We start from the raw sequence: 16,679 nt of genomic DNA on the forward strand, positions 1-16,679 counted from the left end.
CTTTCCGCCTCGCCCAGAGGAACCCCGCGTGTCCACGCCCCTTTCGCGGCCCTCGTACGCCGCTGTCCTGCGCGTCCCGCACGCGCGCCGCACCTTCACCGCCGCCCTGACGGCCCGCCTGTCCTACGGCATGGTCTCGCTTGCGGTGCTGCTGTCCGTCACCCACGCCACCGGCTCCTACGCCGTCTCCGGCACCGTCCTCGCCCTCTTCGGCGCCACGACGGTCTTCCTGATGCCGCTGCGGGCCTCCCTGATCGACCGCCACGGCCCGCGCCGGGTCCTGCCGCCCATGTCCGCGCTGTACGGCGCCCTGCTGAGCATCCTGGCCGTCCTGACCTGGCGTCCCGGCGCACCGGCGGCGGCCATCGGCCTCACGACCGCCCTCGCGGGCTCCTGCGCGCCCCCGCTGGGCCCGACGATGCGCGCCCTGTGGTCCGAACTGGTGACGGACCGGGACCTGTTGCGACGCGCCTACAGTCTGGACGGCGTCGCGGAGGAACTGCTGTACGTCTCCGGCCCGGCCCTGATCGCCACGCTCGGGGGCTTCACCCCACCGGCCGCGGGAATCCTCCTCAGCGCGGCCCTGAACGTCGGCGGCACGTGCGCCTTCGTCACGTCCCCGGCGATGACCCGTCAGAACCCGGGGCCTGGCGAGGAGGGGTCCGCCGGGGAGGAGCCCGTCCGGGACCGGGGCGCCTCGCTCCGGAGGCTGTGGCCCCCGGTCGTGGTCGCCCTGGGGGCGGGGCTGGCTCTCAGCGCCGTGGAACTGCTGGTGATGGCCTTCGCCACGGACCGTTCCTACGAGCCCGCCCTGGTCCCCTGGGTCCTGGGCGCCCTCTCGGCGGGGAGTGCGCTGGGCGGTCTGGCCAACGGGGTGGTGCGGTGGCGTACGAGTGCCCGGACCCGGCTGTGCCGGTTCGCGGCGGGGCTCGGTCTCGTGCTCGCGGCAGCGGGCCTGGCCCCCGGCCTGGGAACCCTCGCGGCGACCTTGGCCTGCGCGGGAGCGTTCATCGCCCCGGCCCTGACGACGGCCTACCTCCTGGCCGACGAATCGGCCCCCGAGAGCGCCCGTACGCAGGCCGGGGCATGGGTGAACATGGCGGTGAACGCGGGAAGCTCGGGCGGGGCGATGGCGGCCGGGCTGGTGATCGGCCGCTTGCCGCTGCCCCTGTGCTTCACTCTGGCGGGCGCAGCCGCCCTGGTGGCCGCGGTGGCCGTGGGCAGCCGCACCGCCGGGACGGCACGGGTGGGCGCAGCGTCCGTTCGGCGCCGGTGAGCGCACCCACCCCCCGCCCGGTTACCGCGCCCCGGGCCGGCAAGTCCGGCTCAGAGACGCCCGCGCTGCCCCCGCAGATGCTCGGCGATGGGCTTCAGCGCCTTGTCCAGTTCCATCAGCGCGTCCTGCGACAGCAGATCGATGAAGTGCCGACGCACCGACGCGACATGGTGCGGCGCGACCTTCTTCATCGTCTCCATGCCGTGCTCCGTGAGCACGGCGTACAGCCCTCGCCGGTCCGTGTCGCAGTTCTCGCGGCGCACCAGGTTCGCGTTCTCCATACGCGTGATCTGGTGCGAGAGCCGGCTCTTGGACTGCATCGTCGCGGAGGCGAGGTCGCTCATCCGCATCCGCACGTCTTCCGACTCGGACAGGTTCACCAGGATCTCGTAGTCGTTCATTGTCAGGCCGAACGGTTGCAGATCCTTTTCGAGCTGGTACGTCAACAGCCTGTTGACCTCCAGGTGGGTGCGCCAAGCGCACTGCTCCGCATCGGTCAGCCAGCGCGTGGCCGTCTCGGTCTCCATGAATGAAGTCTACCTAAGAAGTTGAATGGCGAACTACTTCGGGTGGTGTGACGGTGCGCACGCGTTCGACGTCACACTCCGCAGACTACCGCTCACAGCCCGAAGCGACGCTGGAGGTCCCCCAGCTGTCCGGGAAGGCGCGGTGCGCCCGACGATTGCGGACCGTGTCCGCCCGGTGCCGTTCCGCCACCGCCCGGCACCCCCGGTTCGGGAGGAACCGCCCCCGTGGCCGCGTCGGCCATGAGGGTCTCCGTCGACTGGAGCAGGACCGTCCCGGCGCCCACGAACTCGAACTGGTGCTCCTCCCCGGAAACCCCGCCGAGGCCCGTCATCGCACGTAGACCGCCCAGCACACCCGTCAGATACCCGTGGTCGTAGTGATGGCACGGGGACGGGCAGTCGGCCCACCCGACGAGCGCCTGAGGGTCGACCCGGATCGGGGGTTCCAGGAACACCACCGGTCCGTTGGATGCCGCCACGAACTTTCCGGTACCGATAAGGGTCAGAAAACCCGGCACGATCGACTGCTTGAGCGCGAGACTTGGCTGAAAAGCGAGCAGGTTGCCCGCGCGAATGGTCAAGTTCCCGTCGTCCAGGTCATAGGAGTTGACGTCGAAGGCCCGGTCGGCCAGCAGCATCTTGCCGGAGCCCTCGGCCACGACCCAGTCGCTCGCGTGCAGTGGCGAATGGAACGACGTACGGACAAGCCGGTCGAGTCGCCCGTGCCCGATGCCGTTGAACTCGATCGCCCCGTAGTAGGCGATCATCTTCCCCTTCTGGAGGAACCACTGCCCGCCCTTGAGCTCCACACAGAAGGTGTACTTGTTCACGTTGTCGTCGGCGGGCAGCGTCATCGGGTCGTGCACGACCGGCCCGGCGCCCGGAGTGACGTAGGTGCTCACAGCTTCTCCTCCGAGGCCTGGACGTACACCGTGCCGTTGCCGCTCAGCTCCAGCTGGAAGGCCTCGCCGGAGCCCCGGCCCACCATGTCGCGCCAGCCGAGCGCGGTGGACAGCTTGTTGCGGACGTCGCCGTGGTGGGCGACGTACGCCTGGGGGTCGACATGGACCGGGCGCTGCGGGGTGACCGGGATCTCGAAGACGCCGCCGTGCGCCATCACGGCCACCGCGCCCTGTCCCTGGAGCGTCGTCGTGAACAGGCCCTGGCCCGTGACCTGTCCGCGCACCATGCCCATGACCCCGCCCTGGGAGCCCATGAACATCGTCCCCTGCCGCAGCGTGCCCTCGAAGGCGAGCAGCCGGTCGGCCTCGACGTAGAGCGTGTCGCCGGCGAGGGTGATCACATGGACGTGGTGGCCGCCGTGCCCGAAGAACACCGTGCCGCTGCCCTCGACGGTCATCAGCGGGGTCGCCTCGCCGGCCACCCGGCGCCCGATCATGGACATCAGCCCGCCCTGTCCGCCCTGGACGTTGGGCGTGAAGGACACGTCCCCCCGGTAGGCGAGCATCGCGCCGCGCTGGCTGAACAGCCGCTGCCCCGGCGCCACCGTCGCCTCGACCATCTTGGAGTTGATCTCTCGGAAGGTCATCTCACAGGTCCCCCGCGATCGTGTTCCGCTCGCTCGGCTGCACGTACACCAGTCCGTCGCCCTCGAAGCGGATCTGGAAGGCCTCGCCGCCGCCCTCCCCGAGCAGCGTGCGGAACGTCACACCGGACTGGAAGGACTGCCGGACGTTGCCCTGATGGGCCACATAGGCGCCCGGGTCGACGGTCAGCGGGTACTGCGGGCTGACCCGGAGCACGACCGCCGGCCCGTCCGAGACGATCGCCGCCTGGCCGTGTCCCTCCACGGTCGTCGTGAACAGGCCGTTGCCCTGCGAGGCCCCGCGCAGCCCCGTGAACGTCGTGCCCGTTCTGAGCGCCGCGTCCGTGGCCAGCAGGTTGCCCGCCTCGACGTAGAGCTTGTCGCCCTGGAGGCTCACCAGATTGATCTCGGACGCCCGGTCCGCGAACCAGCAGGTCCCGTGTCCCTTCACCTCCATCACCGTCATCTGCTCACCGGTGAGCCGCCGGGTCACCATCCCGCGCAGCCCCTCGCCGCCACCGCTCAGCTTCTTGAAGGCCATCCGCCCGTCGTACGCGACCATCGAGCCGTTCTTCGCCTTGACGGCGTCCCCGGTCATGTCGACGGCGAGGACCTTGCTCCCCTGGAGCCGGAACATCGCCACGCTGCGAAAGTAGCGGCCGGGCGGGTGGACGGAACAGGGCCCATGGGTGGAGACCCACCCTGAGCGGACCCCTAAGGGCGCGGTTTGCCACAATGGGGGAACGCTTGTGCGTGCGTTCACAAACGACTCTCCCACCGAAGGTGACCCGTGGACATCAAGACCGCCACCGCCCTCCGCCGTCTCCGACTGGTCTCGGCCCCGGAAGCCGTGTCCTTCCTGATCCTGCTCCTGTGCTCGGTGCTGAAGCGGACCACGGACTTCAACGCGGTCCCCGTGATGGGCGGGGTCCACGGCGTCCTCTTCATCCTCTACGTGATCTTCTGGGCGGACGCCTGGAACCGCGCCAAGTGGCCGCTGAAGACGGCGGCCCTCTACTTCGTCCTCTCGGTGCTGCCGACCGGAGGCTTCTTCGCCGAGCGCAAGCTGCGCCGCGAGGCCGAGGACGCCGTCATCGCCGCCCGTGCCCGCAAGGAAGGGGTCGTGAACGCATGATCGTCGCCTTCTCCGTGACGCCCCTCGGCGTCGGTGAGGACGTGGGGGAGTACGTCGCCGACGCCGTGCGCGTGGTCCGCGAGTCGGGCCTGCCCAACCGCACCGACGCCATGTTCACCTCGATCGAGGGCGAGTGGGACGAGGTCATGGACGTCGTCAGGCGGGCCGTCGCCGCCGTCGAGGCGCGCGCCCCGCGCGTCTCGCTCGTCCTCAAGGCGGACATCCGCCCCGGAGTGACCGACGGGCTCACGTCCAAGGTGGAGACCGTCGAACGGCACCTCGCCCAGTAGTCCCGCCCGTCCGCGGAACCCCGAGACCCCGGTCCCCCAGGGCCGGGGTTTTGTCGTACCACCTCTTTGAGCGACCGCTCAAAGAGGTGTACGTTCAGCCCCAGCAGATTTGAGCAGTCGCTCAAACTCCGTGCTCACGTGGGGGAACACATGGGTCTCTACAGAGAGACGCACATCCGCGCCGACCTCGACGAGCTATGGGCCCGCACCCAGGACCCCGCCCGCCACCAGCGCTGGGACCTGCGCTTCACCGAGATCGAGTACCTCCCGCGCGCGGAGGGCGAGCCGCAGCGCTTCCGGTACGCCACGCGCGTGCTGCCGTTCCTCACGGTCTCCGGCACCGGCGTGGCCGCCGGCGAGAAGGAACGCCCCGACGGCACCCGCACCTCCGCCCTGCGCTTCGCCTCCCCGCACCCGCTCTCCCTGATCGCCGAGGGCAGCGGCTACTGGCGCTATGTCCCCGACGCCCACGGCGTCCGCTTCCTCACCGGCTACGACTACCGCCCCCGCTGGGGAGCCCCCGGCGCCCTCGCCGACCGCCTGCTGTTCCGCCCGCTCATGGGCTGGGCCACCGCCTGGTCCTTCGACCGGCTCCGGCTCTGGCTGGAGCGGGGCATCACCCCCGAGCGGGCCCTGTACCGCTGGCTGACCGAACTGACGGCTCGGGCGCTCCTTCTCGCCCTGTGCCTGACCGGACTGGGCCGGGGCTCGCTCCCCGGCCCGTCCGGCCCCTTCGCGGACTCGCTGGCCTACCTCTGCCCGCTCCTCCTCCTGCTCGGCATCTCCCTGGCCCTGTTCAAGGCACCGCTCGCCGGTACCCCGGCCGCCCGCCGCTGCCTGCGCGCCCCCGCCACCCGCACCCGCGCGCCCCGCCTCCTGCGCACCCTGGAGAAGCACGGATGACCTCGATCTTCCAGACCGCCATGGGAGCGGAGTTCCAGCGCCTGCACCCCGCCCTGCGGCGCCGCTTCTCGGTGGGGCTGGCCGGTGGCGAGGCCTGCACCGGCCGGGGTGTGATGGACCGGATCTGGCACGGACCGGCCTTCGTGAAGCCGTTCCTCGCCCTGGGCGCCACCCGGAACATCCTGGTCCCGAGACCCGGCCGGAACGTCCCCTTCGTGATCGAGAACGTGCCCTACAGGGACACCTTCGGGCGTGAGACGGTGAGCTTCGTGCGCACCTTCCACCTGCCCGGCCGCGCCCGCCGCTTCGACGCCCAGATGGTGCTCGGCCCCCGGGGCGACCGCGTCCTCGACTACCTCGGCACCCACCAGCATCTCGCGACCGACCTGCGCTTCCGCGCCGAGCCCGACGGCTCCCTGCTCATCCGCTCCGGCACGCACCGGTTCCGGGAGGGCCCGGTGGACGTCCGCGTCCCCGCGCTCATCGGCGCGACGGCCGAGGTCCGGGAGTCGTACGACGAGACGACGGGGCGCTTCCGCGTCCGCGTGCGCGTGGTGAACCGCTGGTTCGGCCCGCTCTTCGGCTACGAGGGCTCCTTCACGGCGTCGTACACCGACGTCCGCGCCCGTGGCGTGCGGCCCGGACTGCGCCCGGTGCGGGAGGAGGCGCGCGCGTGAGCCCGGAGACCGCCAAGGCGCAGGAGACCAAGACGAGGCTGCTGGAGGGCGCCCTGCGGACGCTCACCGAGCAGGGCATCGCCAAGACGTCGGCCCGTACGGTGGCGGCGGCGGCCGGGGTCAACCAGGCGCTGGTCTTCTACCACTTCGGATCGGTGGACGAGCTGCTCGCCGCGGCCTGCCGGTACGGCGCGGAGAAGGCCGTGGCCCGGTACCGCGAGCGCCTCGCCGCGGTGGACTCGCTCGCCGAGCTCCTCGCCGTCGGCCGCGAGATCCACGAGCACGAGCGGGCCGGCGGCCATGTGGCCCTGCTCGGCCAGCTGCTCGCCGGCGCCCCGACGCACGCGGCACTGGGCCCGGCGACGGCCGACGGGCTGCGGCTGTGGATCACCGAGATCGAGCGGGTGCTCCGGCGCGTGCTGGCGGCGACCCCCTTCGGCGAGTTCGCCGACCCGGCGGGCCTGGCGCGGGCGGTGGCCGTGTCGTTCGTCGGCATCGAGCTGTACGAGGGAGTGGACGAGACGGGGGCGCACGCGGCGCTGGACGCCCTGGAACAGCTCGGCGCGCTGGTGGCCGCGGTGGAGTCCCTGGGCCCGGTCGCCCAGCGGGCCGTCCGGCACCATCTGCGGCGGCGGGGACGCGGCTGACCGCCCGGACGGCCGGGGTGCGCGGGCGTGACGGCTTGCCGCGCCCCTGGTCCGCCACCCCGCGCGGAGCCGCCGGCACGCGCTCGTGAGCGGCAGGGGACCGAAAGGCGAGACGGAGCTGACCGGCATATGACCGGCCGGTAGGGTCTGAAGACGTGCCGAAGCCTCTCAGCCTCCCGTTCGACCCCATCGCCCGCGCCGACGAACTCTGGAAGCAGCGGTGGGGCAAGGTGCCGTCCATGGCCGCGATCACCTCGATCATGCGGGCCCAGCAGATCCTGCTCTCCGAGGTGGACGCGGTGGTCAAGCCGTACGGGCTGACGTTCGCCCGGTACGAGGCGCTGGTGCTGCTCACCTTCTCCAAGGCCGGTGAGCTGCCGATGTCCAAGATCGGTGAGCGGTTGATGGTGCACCCCACGTCCGTGACGAACACGGTGGACCGGCTGGTGAGGTCCGGGCTGGTCGCCAAGCGGCCCAACCCCAACGACGGGCGCGGCACGCTGGCCGTCATCACCGACAAGGGGCGCGAGGTGGTCGACGCGGCCACCCGGGACCTGATGGCCATGGACTTCGGGCTCGGGGCGTACGACGCCGAGGAGTGCCAGGAGATCTTCGCGCTGCTGCGCCCGCTGCGGATCGCGGCACACGATTTCGACGAGTGACCCGGGGCAAGATCTCCCGGAACGGGTGGTTACGCTCGCTCCATGAAAAAAAGCGTGCTGACCCGCTACCGCGTCATGGCCTACACCACCGGCGTGCTGCTGGTGCTGCTCTGCCTGAGCATGATCGCGAAGTACGGGCTGGACGTCGACGGTGCCGCCGACTTCACCCGGGTCGTCGCCATCGCCCACGGCTGGCTGTACGTCGTCTACCTGATCTTCGCGTTCGACCTGGGCTCCAAGGCCAAGATGCCGGTCGGCCGCCAGCTCTGGGTGCTGCTGGCGGGGACGATCCCGACCGCCGCGTTCTTCGTCGAGCGGAAGATCAGCCGCGAGCTGGAGTCCCGGGTCGCCGACGAGACCCCGGCCGTCGCCAAGGCGTAGCGGGTACCGCCGTACGGATGCCGTGCGGCGGTCTGCCATCGACATTTACTAGGACGTCCAAGTAAATTCGAGGGTATGGACGCTCACGCCATCGAGGAGGGCCGCCGACGCTGGCAGGCCCGTTACGACGCCGCGCGCAAGCGCGACGCGGACTTCACCACGCTCTCCGGCGACCCCGTGGAGCCGGTGTACGGGCCCCGGCCGGGTGACACGTACGAGGGATTCGAGCGGATCGGCTGGCCCGGGGAGTACCCCTTCACGCGCGGGCTCCATCCAACCGGCTACCGCGGTCGCACCTGGACGATCCGGCAGTTCGCCGGGTTCGGCAACGCCGAGCAGACCAACGAGCGGTACAAGATGATCCTCGCCGCCGGCGGCGGGGGCCTGTCCGTCGCCTTCGACATGCCGACGCTCATGGGGCGGGACTCCGACGATCCCCGCTCCCTCGGCGAGGTCGGGCACTGCGGGGTCGCCATCGACTCGGCCGCCGACATGGAGGTGCTCTTCAAGGACATCCCACTGGGGGACGTGACGACCTCCATGACCATCAGCGGGCCCGCCGTGCCCGTCTTCTGCATGTACCTGGTCGCCGCCGAGCGGCAGGGCGTCGATCCGGCGGTGCTCAACGGGACCCTCCAGACCGACATCTTCAAGGAGTACATCGCCCAGAAGGAGTGGCTCTTCCAGCCCGAGCCGCACCTGCGGCTGATCGGCGACCTGATGGAGCACTGCGCGGCGGGGATCCCGGCGTACAAGCCGCTCTCCGTCTCCGGGTACCACATCCGGGAGGCCGGGTCCACGGCCGCGCAGGAACTGGCGTACACGCTGGCGGACGGGTTCGGCTACGTCGAGCTGGGGCTCAGCCGCGGTCTCGACGTCGACGTCTTCGCGCCCGGCCTGTCCTTCTTCTTCGACGCGCACGTCGACTTCTTCGAGGAGATCGCCAAGTTCCGGGCGGCGCGCCGGATCTGGGCGCGGTGGATGCGGGACGTGTACGGCGCGAAGTCCGACAAGGCGCAGTGGCTGCGGTTCCACACGCAGACCGCGGGTGTCTCGCTGACCGCGCAGCAGCCGTACAACAACGTGGTGCGCACGGCGGTGGAGGCGCTGGCGGCCGTGCTCGGCGGGACCAACTCGCTGCACACCAACGCGCTCGACGAGACCCTCGCCCTGCCCTCCGAGCAGGCCGCGGAGATCGCGCTGCGCACGCAGCAGGTGCTGATGGAGGAGACCGGGGTCGCCAATGTGGCCGATCCGCTGGGCGGCTCCTGGTACGTCGAGCAGCTGACGGACCGGATCGAGGCGGACGCGGAGAAGATCTTCGAGCAGATCAAGGAGCGGGGGCTGCGGGCTCACCCGGACGGGCGGCACCCGATCGGGCCCATCACGTCCGGCATTCTGCGCGGGATCGAGGACGGCTGGTTCACCGGGGAGATCGCGGAGTCCGCCTTCCGGTACCAGCAGGCGCTGGAGAAGGGGGACAAGAAGGTCGTCGGCGTCAACGTCCACACCGGATCCGTCACCGGGGACCTGGAGATCCTGCGGGTCAGCCATGAGGTGGAGCGGGAGCAGGTGCGGGTGCTCGCCGAGCGGAAGGCGGCGCGGGACGAGGCGGCTGTGCGGGGGGCGTTGGACGGGATGCTCGCCGCGGCCCGGTCCGGGGCCAACATGATCGAGCCGATGCTGGAGGCCGTGCGGGCCGAGGCGACGCTGGGGGAGATCTGCGGGGTGCTGCGGGACGAGTGGGGGGTGTACACGGAGCCGGCCGGCTTCTAGGCGCCCCTGGCCGGGCCGGCCGCCGGGGGGCTCCGCGCCCCCTGGCCCCGGTCTACGCCCGCTCGTCACCCGACTCGGCCGGCTGGGACGCGAGGCCCAGCAGCAGCAACCGCGTGAAGCTGCGGACCCAGTCCCCGTCCGCCGGTTTGCCGCTGACCAGGGTGCGGTGGACCACCGCGCCCGCGACCACGTCGAAGATGAGGTCCACCGTGCGGGCGGACTCTCCGGGGTCCGGCTCCGGGGGGAGTTCGCCGCGGCACTGGGCCCGGGCGCGGCCCTCCAGGACCAGCCGCATCTGCCGGTCCACGATGGAGGCGCGGACGCGTTCGCGCAGGGCCTCGTCGCGGGTGGCCTCGGCGACCACCGCCATCAGGCCGCTCTTGGCCTCCGGGCGGGCCAGGATGGCCGCGAACTGGAGGACGACGCCCTCGATGTCGGCGGCGAGGCTGCCGCGGTCGGGGAGTTCCAGCTCGTCGAAGAGCTCCGCCACCGCGTCCACGACCAGTTCGTTCTTGCCCGCCCAGCGGCGGTAGAGGGTCGTCTTCGCAACCCCGGCCCGCGTGGCGACGTCTCCCAGGGTGAGTTTCGACCATCCGAGTTCGACCAGAGCCTCCCGGGTCGCGGCCAGGATCGCGGTGTCCGCGGCGGCGCTGCGCGGGCGCCCGGTACGGCTGGCGGGAGTGCGGCTCTGCATTCCCCGACCATAACCGGCGGGTTCTGTGCGGTCGTGAGGGAGATCACCGGGGTGTGGTGCCGCGCGGTGCCCTCATGGCATTACGCTACGGGTCGTAGCGAAAGCGCGTGAGGGACGTGCGCGAGCGACGACCACCAGGCGTGGGGTGGGGACCCGGCGCCGCACATCGTTTTTTTCATCAGACGCGGGATCGGGGGAGGATAGACGCATGCAGCCACGGAACATGTCCATGAGCGGTGTCGTCGACCTCGCCGCGGTGAAGGCGGCCCAGGAGGCCAAGGCCAAGGCGGAGCAGGCGCGCGCCGAAGCCGCCCGGCAGGGCGGGACGGGGGCCGTCTCCCCGGCCGATCTCGTCATCGACGTCGATGAGGCGGGCTTCGAGCGGGATGTCCTCCAGCGCTCCGCCGAAGTCCCGGTCGTCATCGACTTCTGGGCCGAGTGGTGTCAGCCCTGCAAGCAGCTGAGCCCGGTCCTGGAGCGGCTGGCCGTCGAGTACGACGGGCGCTTCCTCCTCGCCAAGATCGACGTCGACGCCAACCAGATGCTGATGCAGCAGTTCGGGATCCAGGGCATCCCGGCCGTGTTCGCCGTCGTGGCGGGCCAGGCGCTGCCGCTCTTCCAGGGGGTGGCCGGCGAGCAGCAGATCCGGGAGACCCTCGACCAGTTGGTGGCGGTCGCGGAGCAGCGCTTCGGGCTGACCGGTCTGACCGTCGACCCGGACGCGGAGCCGGGCGGCGCCCCCCAGGCCGCGGCGGCCGAAGGGCCGTACGACGCCGCGCTGAACGCCGCCGCGCAGGCGCTGGACGCCGGCGACCTGGGCGGGGCCGTCCAGGCGTACAAGAACGTGCTGGCCGCCGACCCGGCCCACCCGGAGGCCAAACTGGGCCTGGCGCAGGCCGAGTTGCTCCAGCGGGTGCAGGGCATGGACCCGCAGAAGGTGCGTCAGGAGGCCGCCGAGAAGCCGAAGGACGCGCGGGCGCAGATCGCCGCCGCCGACCTGGACCTGGTGGGCGGGCACGTCGAGGACGCCTTCGGGCGGCTCATCGAGACCGTGCAGCGCACGGCGGGTGACGACCGGGAGGCGGTACGGCTCCGGTTGCTGGAGCTGTTCGAGGTCGTGGGCCAGGAGGACCCGCGGGTGGTGGGGGCACGCAGGGCGCTCGCGCGCGCCCTGTTCTGACCAGTCCCTAAACGCCCCGGCTTGTGATGCCGGGGTGAAAGGTTTGCCGAGACGCGTCACGGCGGCTGCGCTTTACCAAATCTTGGTAATCGCGGCCGCTGTTACTCCGAGTAAATCGAGGCCGTTGGTCTGTCTGGATTCGTCCAGGGATCAACGGCTTTGCTCTGCCCTACGGTGCCACCGAGCGTCGCAAGCCGAGACCGGTCGGTCGTCCTCCGGTTATCCCGCCGTTACTAGCCAGTAACGAACCCCCTTGTGCCCGGGCCGAGAATGCACCACGATCGGCGACGCTCGGTCCATTCCCGTACCCCGGCAGCCGGTCGGGTCACCGGGAGACTCTGGGTCCCCACCGAGCAGAGCCGGCGGCAGTGGCGCCGGGTCTAGGGCAGGGGGGTCTTCGCCGGACGGCGAAGCCTGTCCAGCAGGGTTGTGCGTGATGCGTGTCAGGCGCGACCAGTGGTTGTCGCTCGGGGGTGATCGCCGGTGATTCGGGCGCTGTTCGCGCCGCCGAGCGCGGGCGCTCTCCTTCCCGAGGACGTAGCACTTCTCCCATCCCTGCTCGGCTGAGCCGCTGATACGGGGCGAGTCCGGGCCAGGAGATGTACGTCCGAGAAGGAGGAAATATGGAGTCCCAGGTGCGTGGCGGGACCAGATGGAAGCGGTTCGCTGTGGTCATGGTGCCCAGCGTTGCCGCCACGGCGTGTATAGGTGTCGCGCTCGCGCAGGGCGCTCTCGCCGCCTCGTTCAGCGTGTCCGGCCAGTCGTTCAAGGTGTCCGCCGACGAACTCGTCGGCACCGGCTTCTCCCAGTACGGCGCCATCGACAGCGGCTACACGCTGGACGGCAAGAAGACGGCGCACCCGGTGGCCGTCTCGGCGTTCAAGCACGCCGAGATCACCAACCTGTGCCAGTCCGTGGTCACGCCCGACGTGCCGATCTTCGGCAACGTCAGCCTGATCCTGCGGGCCGGCGGCGCGGGCGCCGAAAAGGTGCAGGCCGACAACATCTACATCGACGTTGCCGACCTCAACGCCGACGCGACGTTCGAGAACATCGACATCGGTGTGGCCGCCAAGGACGCCTCCAAGGGTCCGGGCATGAAGGGCGGCGGCGAACAGGCCAACCCGTACGGGTTCGCCCAGCAGGCCGACAAGGCCACGCTGGTCGGCGTGAAGCAGACGGCGTGGGCGACCACCGCCGGAACCTTCAAGCTCAGCGGCCTGAAGATGTCGCTGTCGACGGGTGTCAAGGAGTGCTACTAAGCACTCGCTGACGGGCGGGGGAGCCGATGGCGCCCCCGCCCGTCCACACTCCGGCCGCGTCCTCACACGCGGCACACATCACCACCACAGCAACGCCGCACCAGGGAGCTGTTTTCCATGAGCGCCGAGACTCCTGCCGCCGCACCCGGCCAGTTCACCCGCCGGAGGCTGCAGTTCCGCGCCTGGCGGGGTACGCGGCCGTTCTGGGCCGGTCTGTTCGTCATGCTCGGCGGCTTTCCGATCATGTACTTCCCGTACGCCCACCTCCAGCTCGGACACCTGACGCTGGCCATGGCGACCACCGCGGGAGCCGGGTCCCTGATCATCGGTGTGCTGCTCATCGTCCTGGGCATCAGCCTCTGGTTCCAGAAGCACGTGCGGACCTTCGCGGGCGTCGCCGCGATCCTGCTCGCGCTGGTGTCCATCCCGGTGTCCAACTTCGGCGGCTTCGTCGTGGGCTTCCTGCTCGCCCTGGTCGGCGGAGCGCTGGCCGTGGCCTGGGCGCCGGGCACGCCTCCGCAGGAGCAGCCGCCGACCGAGGCCACCCCGGGCGAGGGCGGTGCCCCGGGCACGGCTCCGCTGCCGCACCAGGGCACGACCCCGGCGGCCGACGCCGGCCCGGCCGGGCCGTACAAGGCGCCGTGGGAGAACGACCTGTCAGGAACGAGCCCGGCCAACGGGGCGAACGGGAGGCACAGTGCCGGCTGACGAGGTGACCCGCGGGACCGACGCGAACGGGTCTCGCGCGAGAACCGGGCCCCGCCACGCGGCCCCCAGAAAGCCGCTGTTCACCAGGTTCCACATGCCGGCCGGCAAGGCGATAGCCTCGGTGGCCATGCCCACGGCGGTCCTCATGGGCATGGGCTTCACCTCCACGCTCGCCCTCGCCGACAACAACGGCGGTCCGTCCCCGTCGACGTCGGCGAAGAGCCTGACGGCCGACGAGTACAAGGACTGCGTGAAGGCGCTGGACGACGGCTCCAAGGACCCCTCGGCGTCACCGTCGCCGTCCGCGTCCCCGAGCACGCCGGCCGAGCCGTCGCCGTCGCAGACCACCGGGAGCGGGAAGACGCAGGACCCGGGCGGTACCTCTTCGTCGGATTCAGGTTCCGACGACAAGGACACGCCCGAGCCGACCGCGACCTCGGGGTCCTCCGACTCCGGTTCGTCCGGCTCCGGTTCCTCGGACTCCGGTTCGTCGGGCTCCGGTTCGGGTTCCGGTTCCTCGGGCTCCGGTTCGTCGGGCTCCGGGTCGGGCTCGGGCTCCGGGTCGGGCTCGGGCTCCGGTTCGGGTTCCGGCGGTGACACCACCACGCCGACGCAGTCGCAGCCCCAGAGCGGCGGCGGGAACGTCCTCGACACCATCGGCGACACGCTCGGTGACCTCCTCACCGGCGGCGACAAGGACTCCGGTACGCCGGCGCAGACGCCGGCCCCGACACCGTCCGCGTCCCAGTCGCCTGCCGCGGACGCCACGGACGCCGCGGACTCCTCGTCCACGGACACCTCGTCCGGCGGCGGCAAGGAGTCCGGCTCAGGTGCCTCCGACACCGTCAAGGACACGGTGAAGAAGGCCGCGGACACCGCCAGGGACACCGTCGACGGCACCACCGGCACCGTCTCCAAGACGGCCGGGGACGCCACGGAGGCGGCCGGTGGCGCGACCGGGTCGGCCACGCCGGACCCGTCCGCGAGCGAGTCCGCCTCCGCCGACGACTGCCCGGTGGCCACGGACGACGAGGGCGGCGTCGACAACAAGGTGCCGGTGGCGGACGACCCCTGGTACCTGAACGCCAGCTCCCTGCTCCTCAAGGGCGCCGACTACCAGGGCATCGTCGAGGTGAAGACGGCGGGCGGCACCACCAAGAAGGTGCTGAAGTACGTCATCTCCGGCGGCACCGACATCGGTGACCTGCACCAGACGGTGAAGGACGCGCAGGCGAACAAGACGTACCACGTCCAGGCGGCCAAGGGCTCGACGTCCACCATCACCGGCGGCGACACGGTGATGTACACCGAGAGCATCTCGGGCAACCTGTTCGGGCTGATCCCGGTGACCTTCAGCCCCGACAGCCCGCCCCCGCTGAACATCCCGCTGATCTACTTCACCAACGCCAAGGTGACCCAGGCGGCCCAGTTCGGCGGCAACCTGCACGTGCCCGGCATGCACGTGTACACGACCGACTGAGCGGTCGTACAAGCCAGTCCGGGAGCCGCACAACACCGAGGGCGCCCCCCGTCGCGGGGGGCGCCCTCGGTGCCGTTCAAGACCCTTGCCGGATCGGTCAGTTGCTCTGGGTGCCCAGGTGGTGGACGCGGAGCATGTTGGTGGTGCCGGGGACCCCGGGGGGCGAGCCGGCGGTGATGATGAGGGTGTCGCCCGTCTCGAAGCGGCCGAGCCGCGCGATCTCCTGGTCCACCAGGTCGACCATCTCGTCGGTGGTGTTCACGAACGGCACGACGTGCGACTCCACGCCCCAGCTCAGGGTGAGCTGGTTGCGGGTGCCCTCGTCCGTGGTGAAGGCGATGATCGGCTGGATCGCGCGGTAGCGGGAGAGACGGCGCGCGGTGTCACCGGACTGGGTGAAGGCGACCAGGCCCTTGCCGCCGAGGAAGTCGGCGATCTCGGCGGCGGCACGGGCCACCGAACCGCCCTGCGTACGCGGCTTCTTGCCGGGGACGAGGGGCTGGAGGCCCTTGGAGAGCAGCTCCTGCTCGGCCGCGGTGACGATCTTCGACATGGTCTTGACCGTCTCGACCGGGTACGCGCCCACGCTGGACTCGGCCGACAGCATGACCGCGTCGGTGCCGTCCAGGATCGCGTTGGCGACGTCGGAGGCCTCGGCGCGGGTCGGACGCGAGTTGGTGATCATCGACTCCATCATCTGGGTCGCGACGATCACCGGTTTGGCGTTGCGCCGGCACAGCTCGATCAGGCGCTTCTGCACCATGGGGACCTTTTCGAGCGGGTACTCGACGGCGAGGTCACCACGGGCGACCATCACGCCGTCGAACGCCATCACGACGTCCTCCATGTTCTCCACCGCCTGCGGCTTCTCCACCTTGGCGATGACGGGGACGCGGCGGCCCTCCTCGTCCATGACGCGGTGGACGTCGTGGATGTCCTTGGCGTCCCGGACGAAGGACAGTGCGACCAGGTCGCAGCCCATGCGGAGGGCGAAGCGCAGGTCCTCGACGTCCTTCTCGCTCAGCGCGGGCACGTTGACGGCCGTGCCGGGCAGGTTGATGCCCTTGTGGTCGGAGACGACACCGCCCTCGATGACGATCGTCTTCACCCGCGGGCCCTCGACGTCCAGGACCTTCAGCTCGACGTTGCCGTCGTTGATCAGGACCTGGTCGCCGCGCGAGACGTCACCCGGCAGCCCCTTGTACGTCGTACCGCAGATGTGCTTGTCACCCGGCACGTCCTCGGTCGTGATGACGAACTCGTCACCGCGCTCCAGCTCGACCGGGCCCTCGGCAAAGGTCTCCAGGCGGATCTTCGGGCCCTGGAGGTCGGCGAGGACGCCGATGGGGCGGCCGGTCTCCTTGGAGGCGGCCCGGACGCGGTCGTACCGCGCCTGGTGCTCGGCGTGGGTGCCGTGGCTGAAGTTGAACCGGGCCACGTTCATGCCCGCCTCGATCATGGCGACGAGCATCTCGTGGGAGTCGACCGCGGGGCCGAGAGTACAGACGATTTTCGAACGGCGCATGGGGCGATCC

The 16,679-nt window shown here is 70.8% G+C and carries 19 protein-coding genes; 13 read left to right on the top strand and 6 right to left on the bottom strand.

Features of this window, described 5'->3' with window-relative positions:
- Positions 1–28: 28 nt before the first annotated feature.
- A complete protein-coding gene (locus tag IE294_RS31600; RefSeq protein WP_189891734.1) occupies positions 29–1,276 on the top strand; it encodes an MFS transporter in 1,248 nt (415 codons plus the stop codon).
- 50 nt (positions 1,277–1,326) lie between these two features.
- Here IE294_RS31600 and IE294_RS31605 read toward each other — a convergent pair whose 3' ends face one another.
- From IE294_RS31605 to IE294_RS31620, 4 genes are all read right to left on the bottom strand, one after another.
- Positions 1,327–1,803 (bottom strand): MarR family winged helix-turn-helix transcriptional regulator, encoded by a 477-nt coding sequence (locus tag IE294_RS31605; RefSeq protein WP_189891736.1) that lies wholly within the window; start codon positions 1,801–1,803, stop codon positions 1,327–1,329.
- A 92-nt stretch (positions 1,804–1,895) separates the two neighbouring features.
- The gene (locus tag IE294_RS31610; protein ID WP_189891738.1) at positions 1,896–2,705 is read right to left on the bottom strand and encodes an AIM24 family protein; all 810 of its coding nucleotides are present in this window, start codon (positions 2,703–2,705) and stop codon (positions 1,896–1,898) included.
- Positions 2,702–3,352, bottom strand: a complete 651-nt coding sequence (locus tag IE294_RS31615; protein WP_189891740.1) for an AIM24 family protein — start codon at positions 3,350–3,352, stop codon at positions 2,702–2,704. Before IE294_RS31615 ends, IE294_RS31610 begins: the two co-directional genes overlap by 4 nt.
- 1 nt (position 3,353) lies before the next feature.
- On the bottom strand, positions 3,354–3,986 hold the full coding sequence (locus IE294_RS31620) for an AIM24 family protein (RefSeq protein WP_189891798.1): 633 nt from the start codon (positions 3,984–3,986) through the stop codon (positions 3,354–3,356).
- 153 nt (positions 3,987–4,139) lie between these two features.
- On the opposite strand from IE294_RS31620, the gene IE294_RS31625 reads away from it, so the two are divergent.
- The 8 genes from IE294_RS31625 to icmA all read left to right on the top strand — a co-directional run bounded on the left by IE294_RS31625 (position 4,140) and on the right by icmA (position 9,820).
- Positions 4,140–4,484, top strand: a complete 345-nt coding sequence (locus tag IE294_RS31625) for a DUF3817 domain-containing protein (RefSeq protein ID WP_132788687.1) — start codon at positions 4,140–4,142, stop codon at positions 4,482–4,484.
- Positions 4,481–4,774: an MTH1187 family thiamine-binding protein gene (locus IE294_RS31630; RefSeq protein WP_189891742.1), complete on the top strand. Its 294-nt coding sequence runs from the start codon at positions 4,481–4,483 to the stop codon at positions 4,772–4,774. Before IE294_RS31625 ends, IE294_RS31630 begins: the two co-directional genes overlap by 4 nt.
- 150 nt (positions 4,775–4,924) lie before the next feature.
- Positions 4,925–5,677, top strand: coding sequence for a hypothetical protein (locus IE294_RS31635; protein ID WP_189891744.1), 753 nt, complete (start codon positions 4,925–4,927; stop codon positions 5,675–5,677).
- Complete coding sequence (locus IE294_RS31640; protein WP_189891746.1) at positions 5,674–6,354, top strand: DUF4166 domain-containing protein; 681 nt, start codon at positions 5,674–5,676, stop codon at positions 6,352–6,354. Before IE294_RS31635 ends, IE294_RS31640 begins: the two co-directional genes overlap by 4 nt.
- Entirely contained in the window at positions 6,351–7,001 is a 651-nt protein-coding gene (locus IE294_RS31645) for a TetR/AcrR family transcriptional regulator (RefSeq protein WP_189891748.1), read from the top strand. Before IE294_RS31640 ends, IE294_RS31645 begins: the two co-directional genes overlap by 4 nt.
- 155 nt (positions 7,002–7,156) lie before the next feature.
- Complete coding sequence (locus tag IE294_RS31650) at positions 7,157–7,663, top strand: MarR family winged helix-turn-helix transcriptional regulator (RefSeq protein ID WP_189891750.1); 507 nt, start codon at positions 7,157–7,159, stop codon at positions 7,661–7,663.
- Positions 7,664–7,705: 42 nt separating this feature from the next.
- Complete coding sequence (locus IE294_RS31655; protein WP_189819492.1) at positions 7,706–8,044, top strand: DUF3817 domain-containing protein; 339 nt, start codon at positions 7,706–7,708, stop codon at positions 8,042–8,044.
- Between the two features lie 75 nt (positions 8,045–8,119).
- A complete protein-coding gene (icmA, locus tag IE294_RS31660; RefSeq protein ID WP_189891752.1) occupies positions 8,120–9,820 on the top strand; it encodes a coenzyme B12-dependent isobutyryl-CoA mutase large subunit in 1,701 nt (566 codons plus the stop codon).
- A gap of 52 nt (positions 9,821–9,872) precedes the next feature.
- Here the strand turns inward: icmA and IE294_RS31665 are convergent, their stop codons facing one another.
- Positions 9,873–10,514, bottom strand: a complete 642-nt coding sequence (locus tag IE294_RS31665; protein WP_189819491.1) for a TetR/AcrR family transcriptional regulator — start codon at positions 10,512–10,514, stop codon at positions 9,873–9,875.
- Positions 10,515–10,722: 208 nt separating this feature from the next.
- Between IE294_RS31665 and IE294_RS31670 the strand changes: the two genes are divergently transcribed.
- The 4 genes from IE294_RS31670 (at position 10,723) to IE294_RS31685 (ending at position 15,144) form a co-directional block, all read left to right on the top strand.
- A complete protein-coding gene (locus IE294_RS31670; protein ID WP_189891754.1) occupies positions 10,723–11,694 on the top strand; it encodes a tetratricopeptide repeat protein in 972 nt (323 codons plus the stop codon).
- 623 nt (positions 11,695–12,317) lie between these two features.
- Entirely contained in the window at positions 12,318–12,956 is a 639-nt protein-coding gene (locus tag IE294_RS31675) for a DUF6230 family protein (protein ID WP_189891755.1), read from the top strand.
- Positions 12,957–13,073: 117 nt separating this feature from the next.
- Entirely contained in the window at positions 13,074–13,664 is a 591-nt protein-coding gene (locus tag IE294_RS31680; protein WP_189891757.1) for a DUF6114 domain-containing protein, read from the top strand.
- Positions 13,654–15,144, top strand: a complete 1,491-nt coding sequence (locus tag IE294_RS31685; protein WP_189891761.1) for a hypothetical protein — start codon at positions 13,654–13,656, stop codon at positions 15,142–15,144. The genes IE294_RS31680 and IE294_RS31685 overlap by 11 nt, the downstream gene beginning before the upstream one ends.
- A 97-nt stretch (positions 15,145–15,241) precedes the next feature.
- Here IE294_RS31685 and pyk read toward each other — a convergent pair whose 3' ends face one another.
- Positions 15,242–16,669, bottom strand: coding sequence for a pyruvate kinase (gene pyk / locus IE294_RS31690; protein ID WP_189891762.1), 1,428 nt, complete (start codon positions 16,667–16,669; stop codon positions 15,242–15,244).
- Positions 16,670–16,679 lie beyond the last annotated feature (10 nt).

This window comes from Streptomyces canarius, from assembly GCF_014650735.1.
GTDB classification, from domain to species: domain Bacteria; phylum Actinomycetota; class Actinomycetes; order Streptomycetales; family Streptomycetaceae; genus Streptomyces; species Streptomyces olivaceoviridis.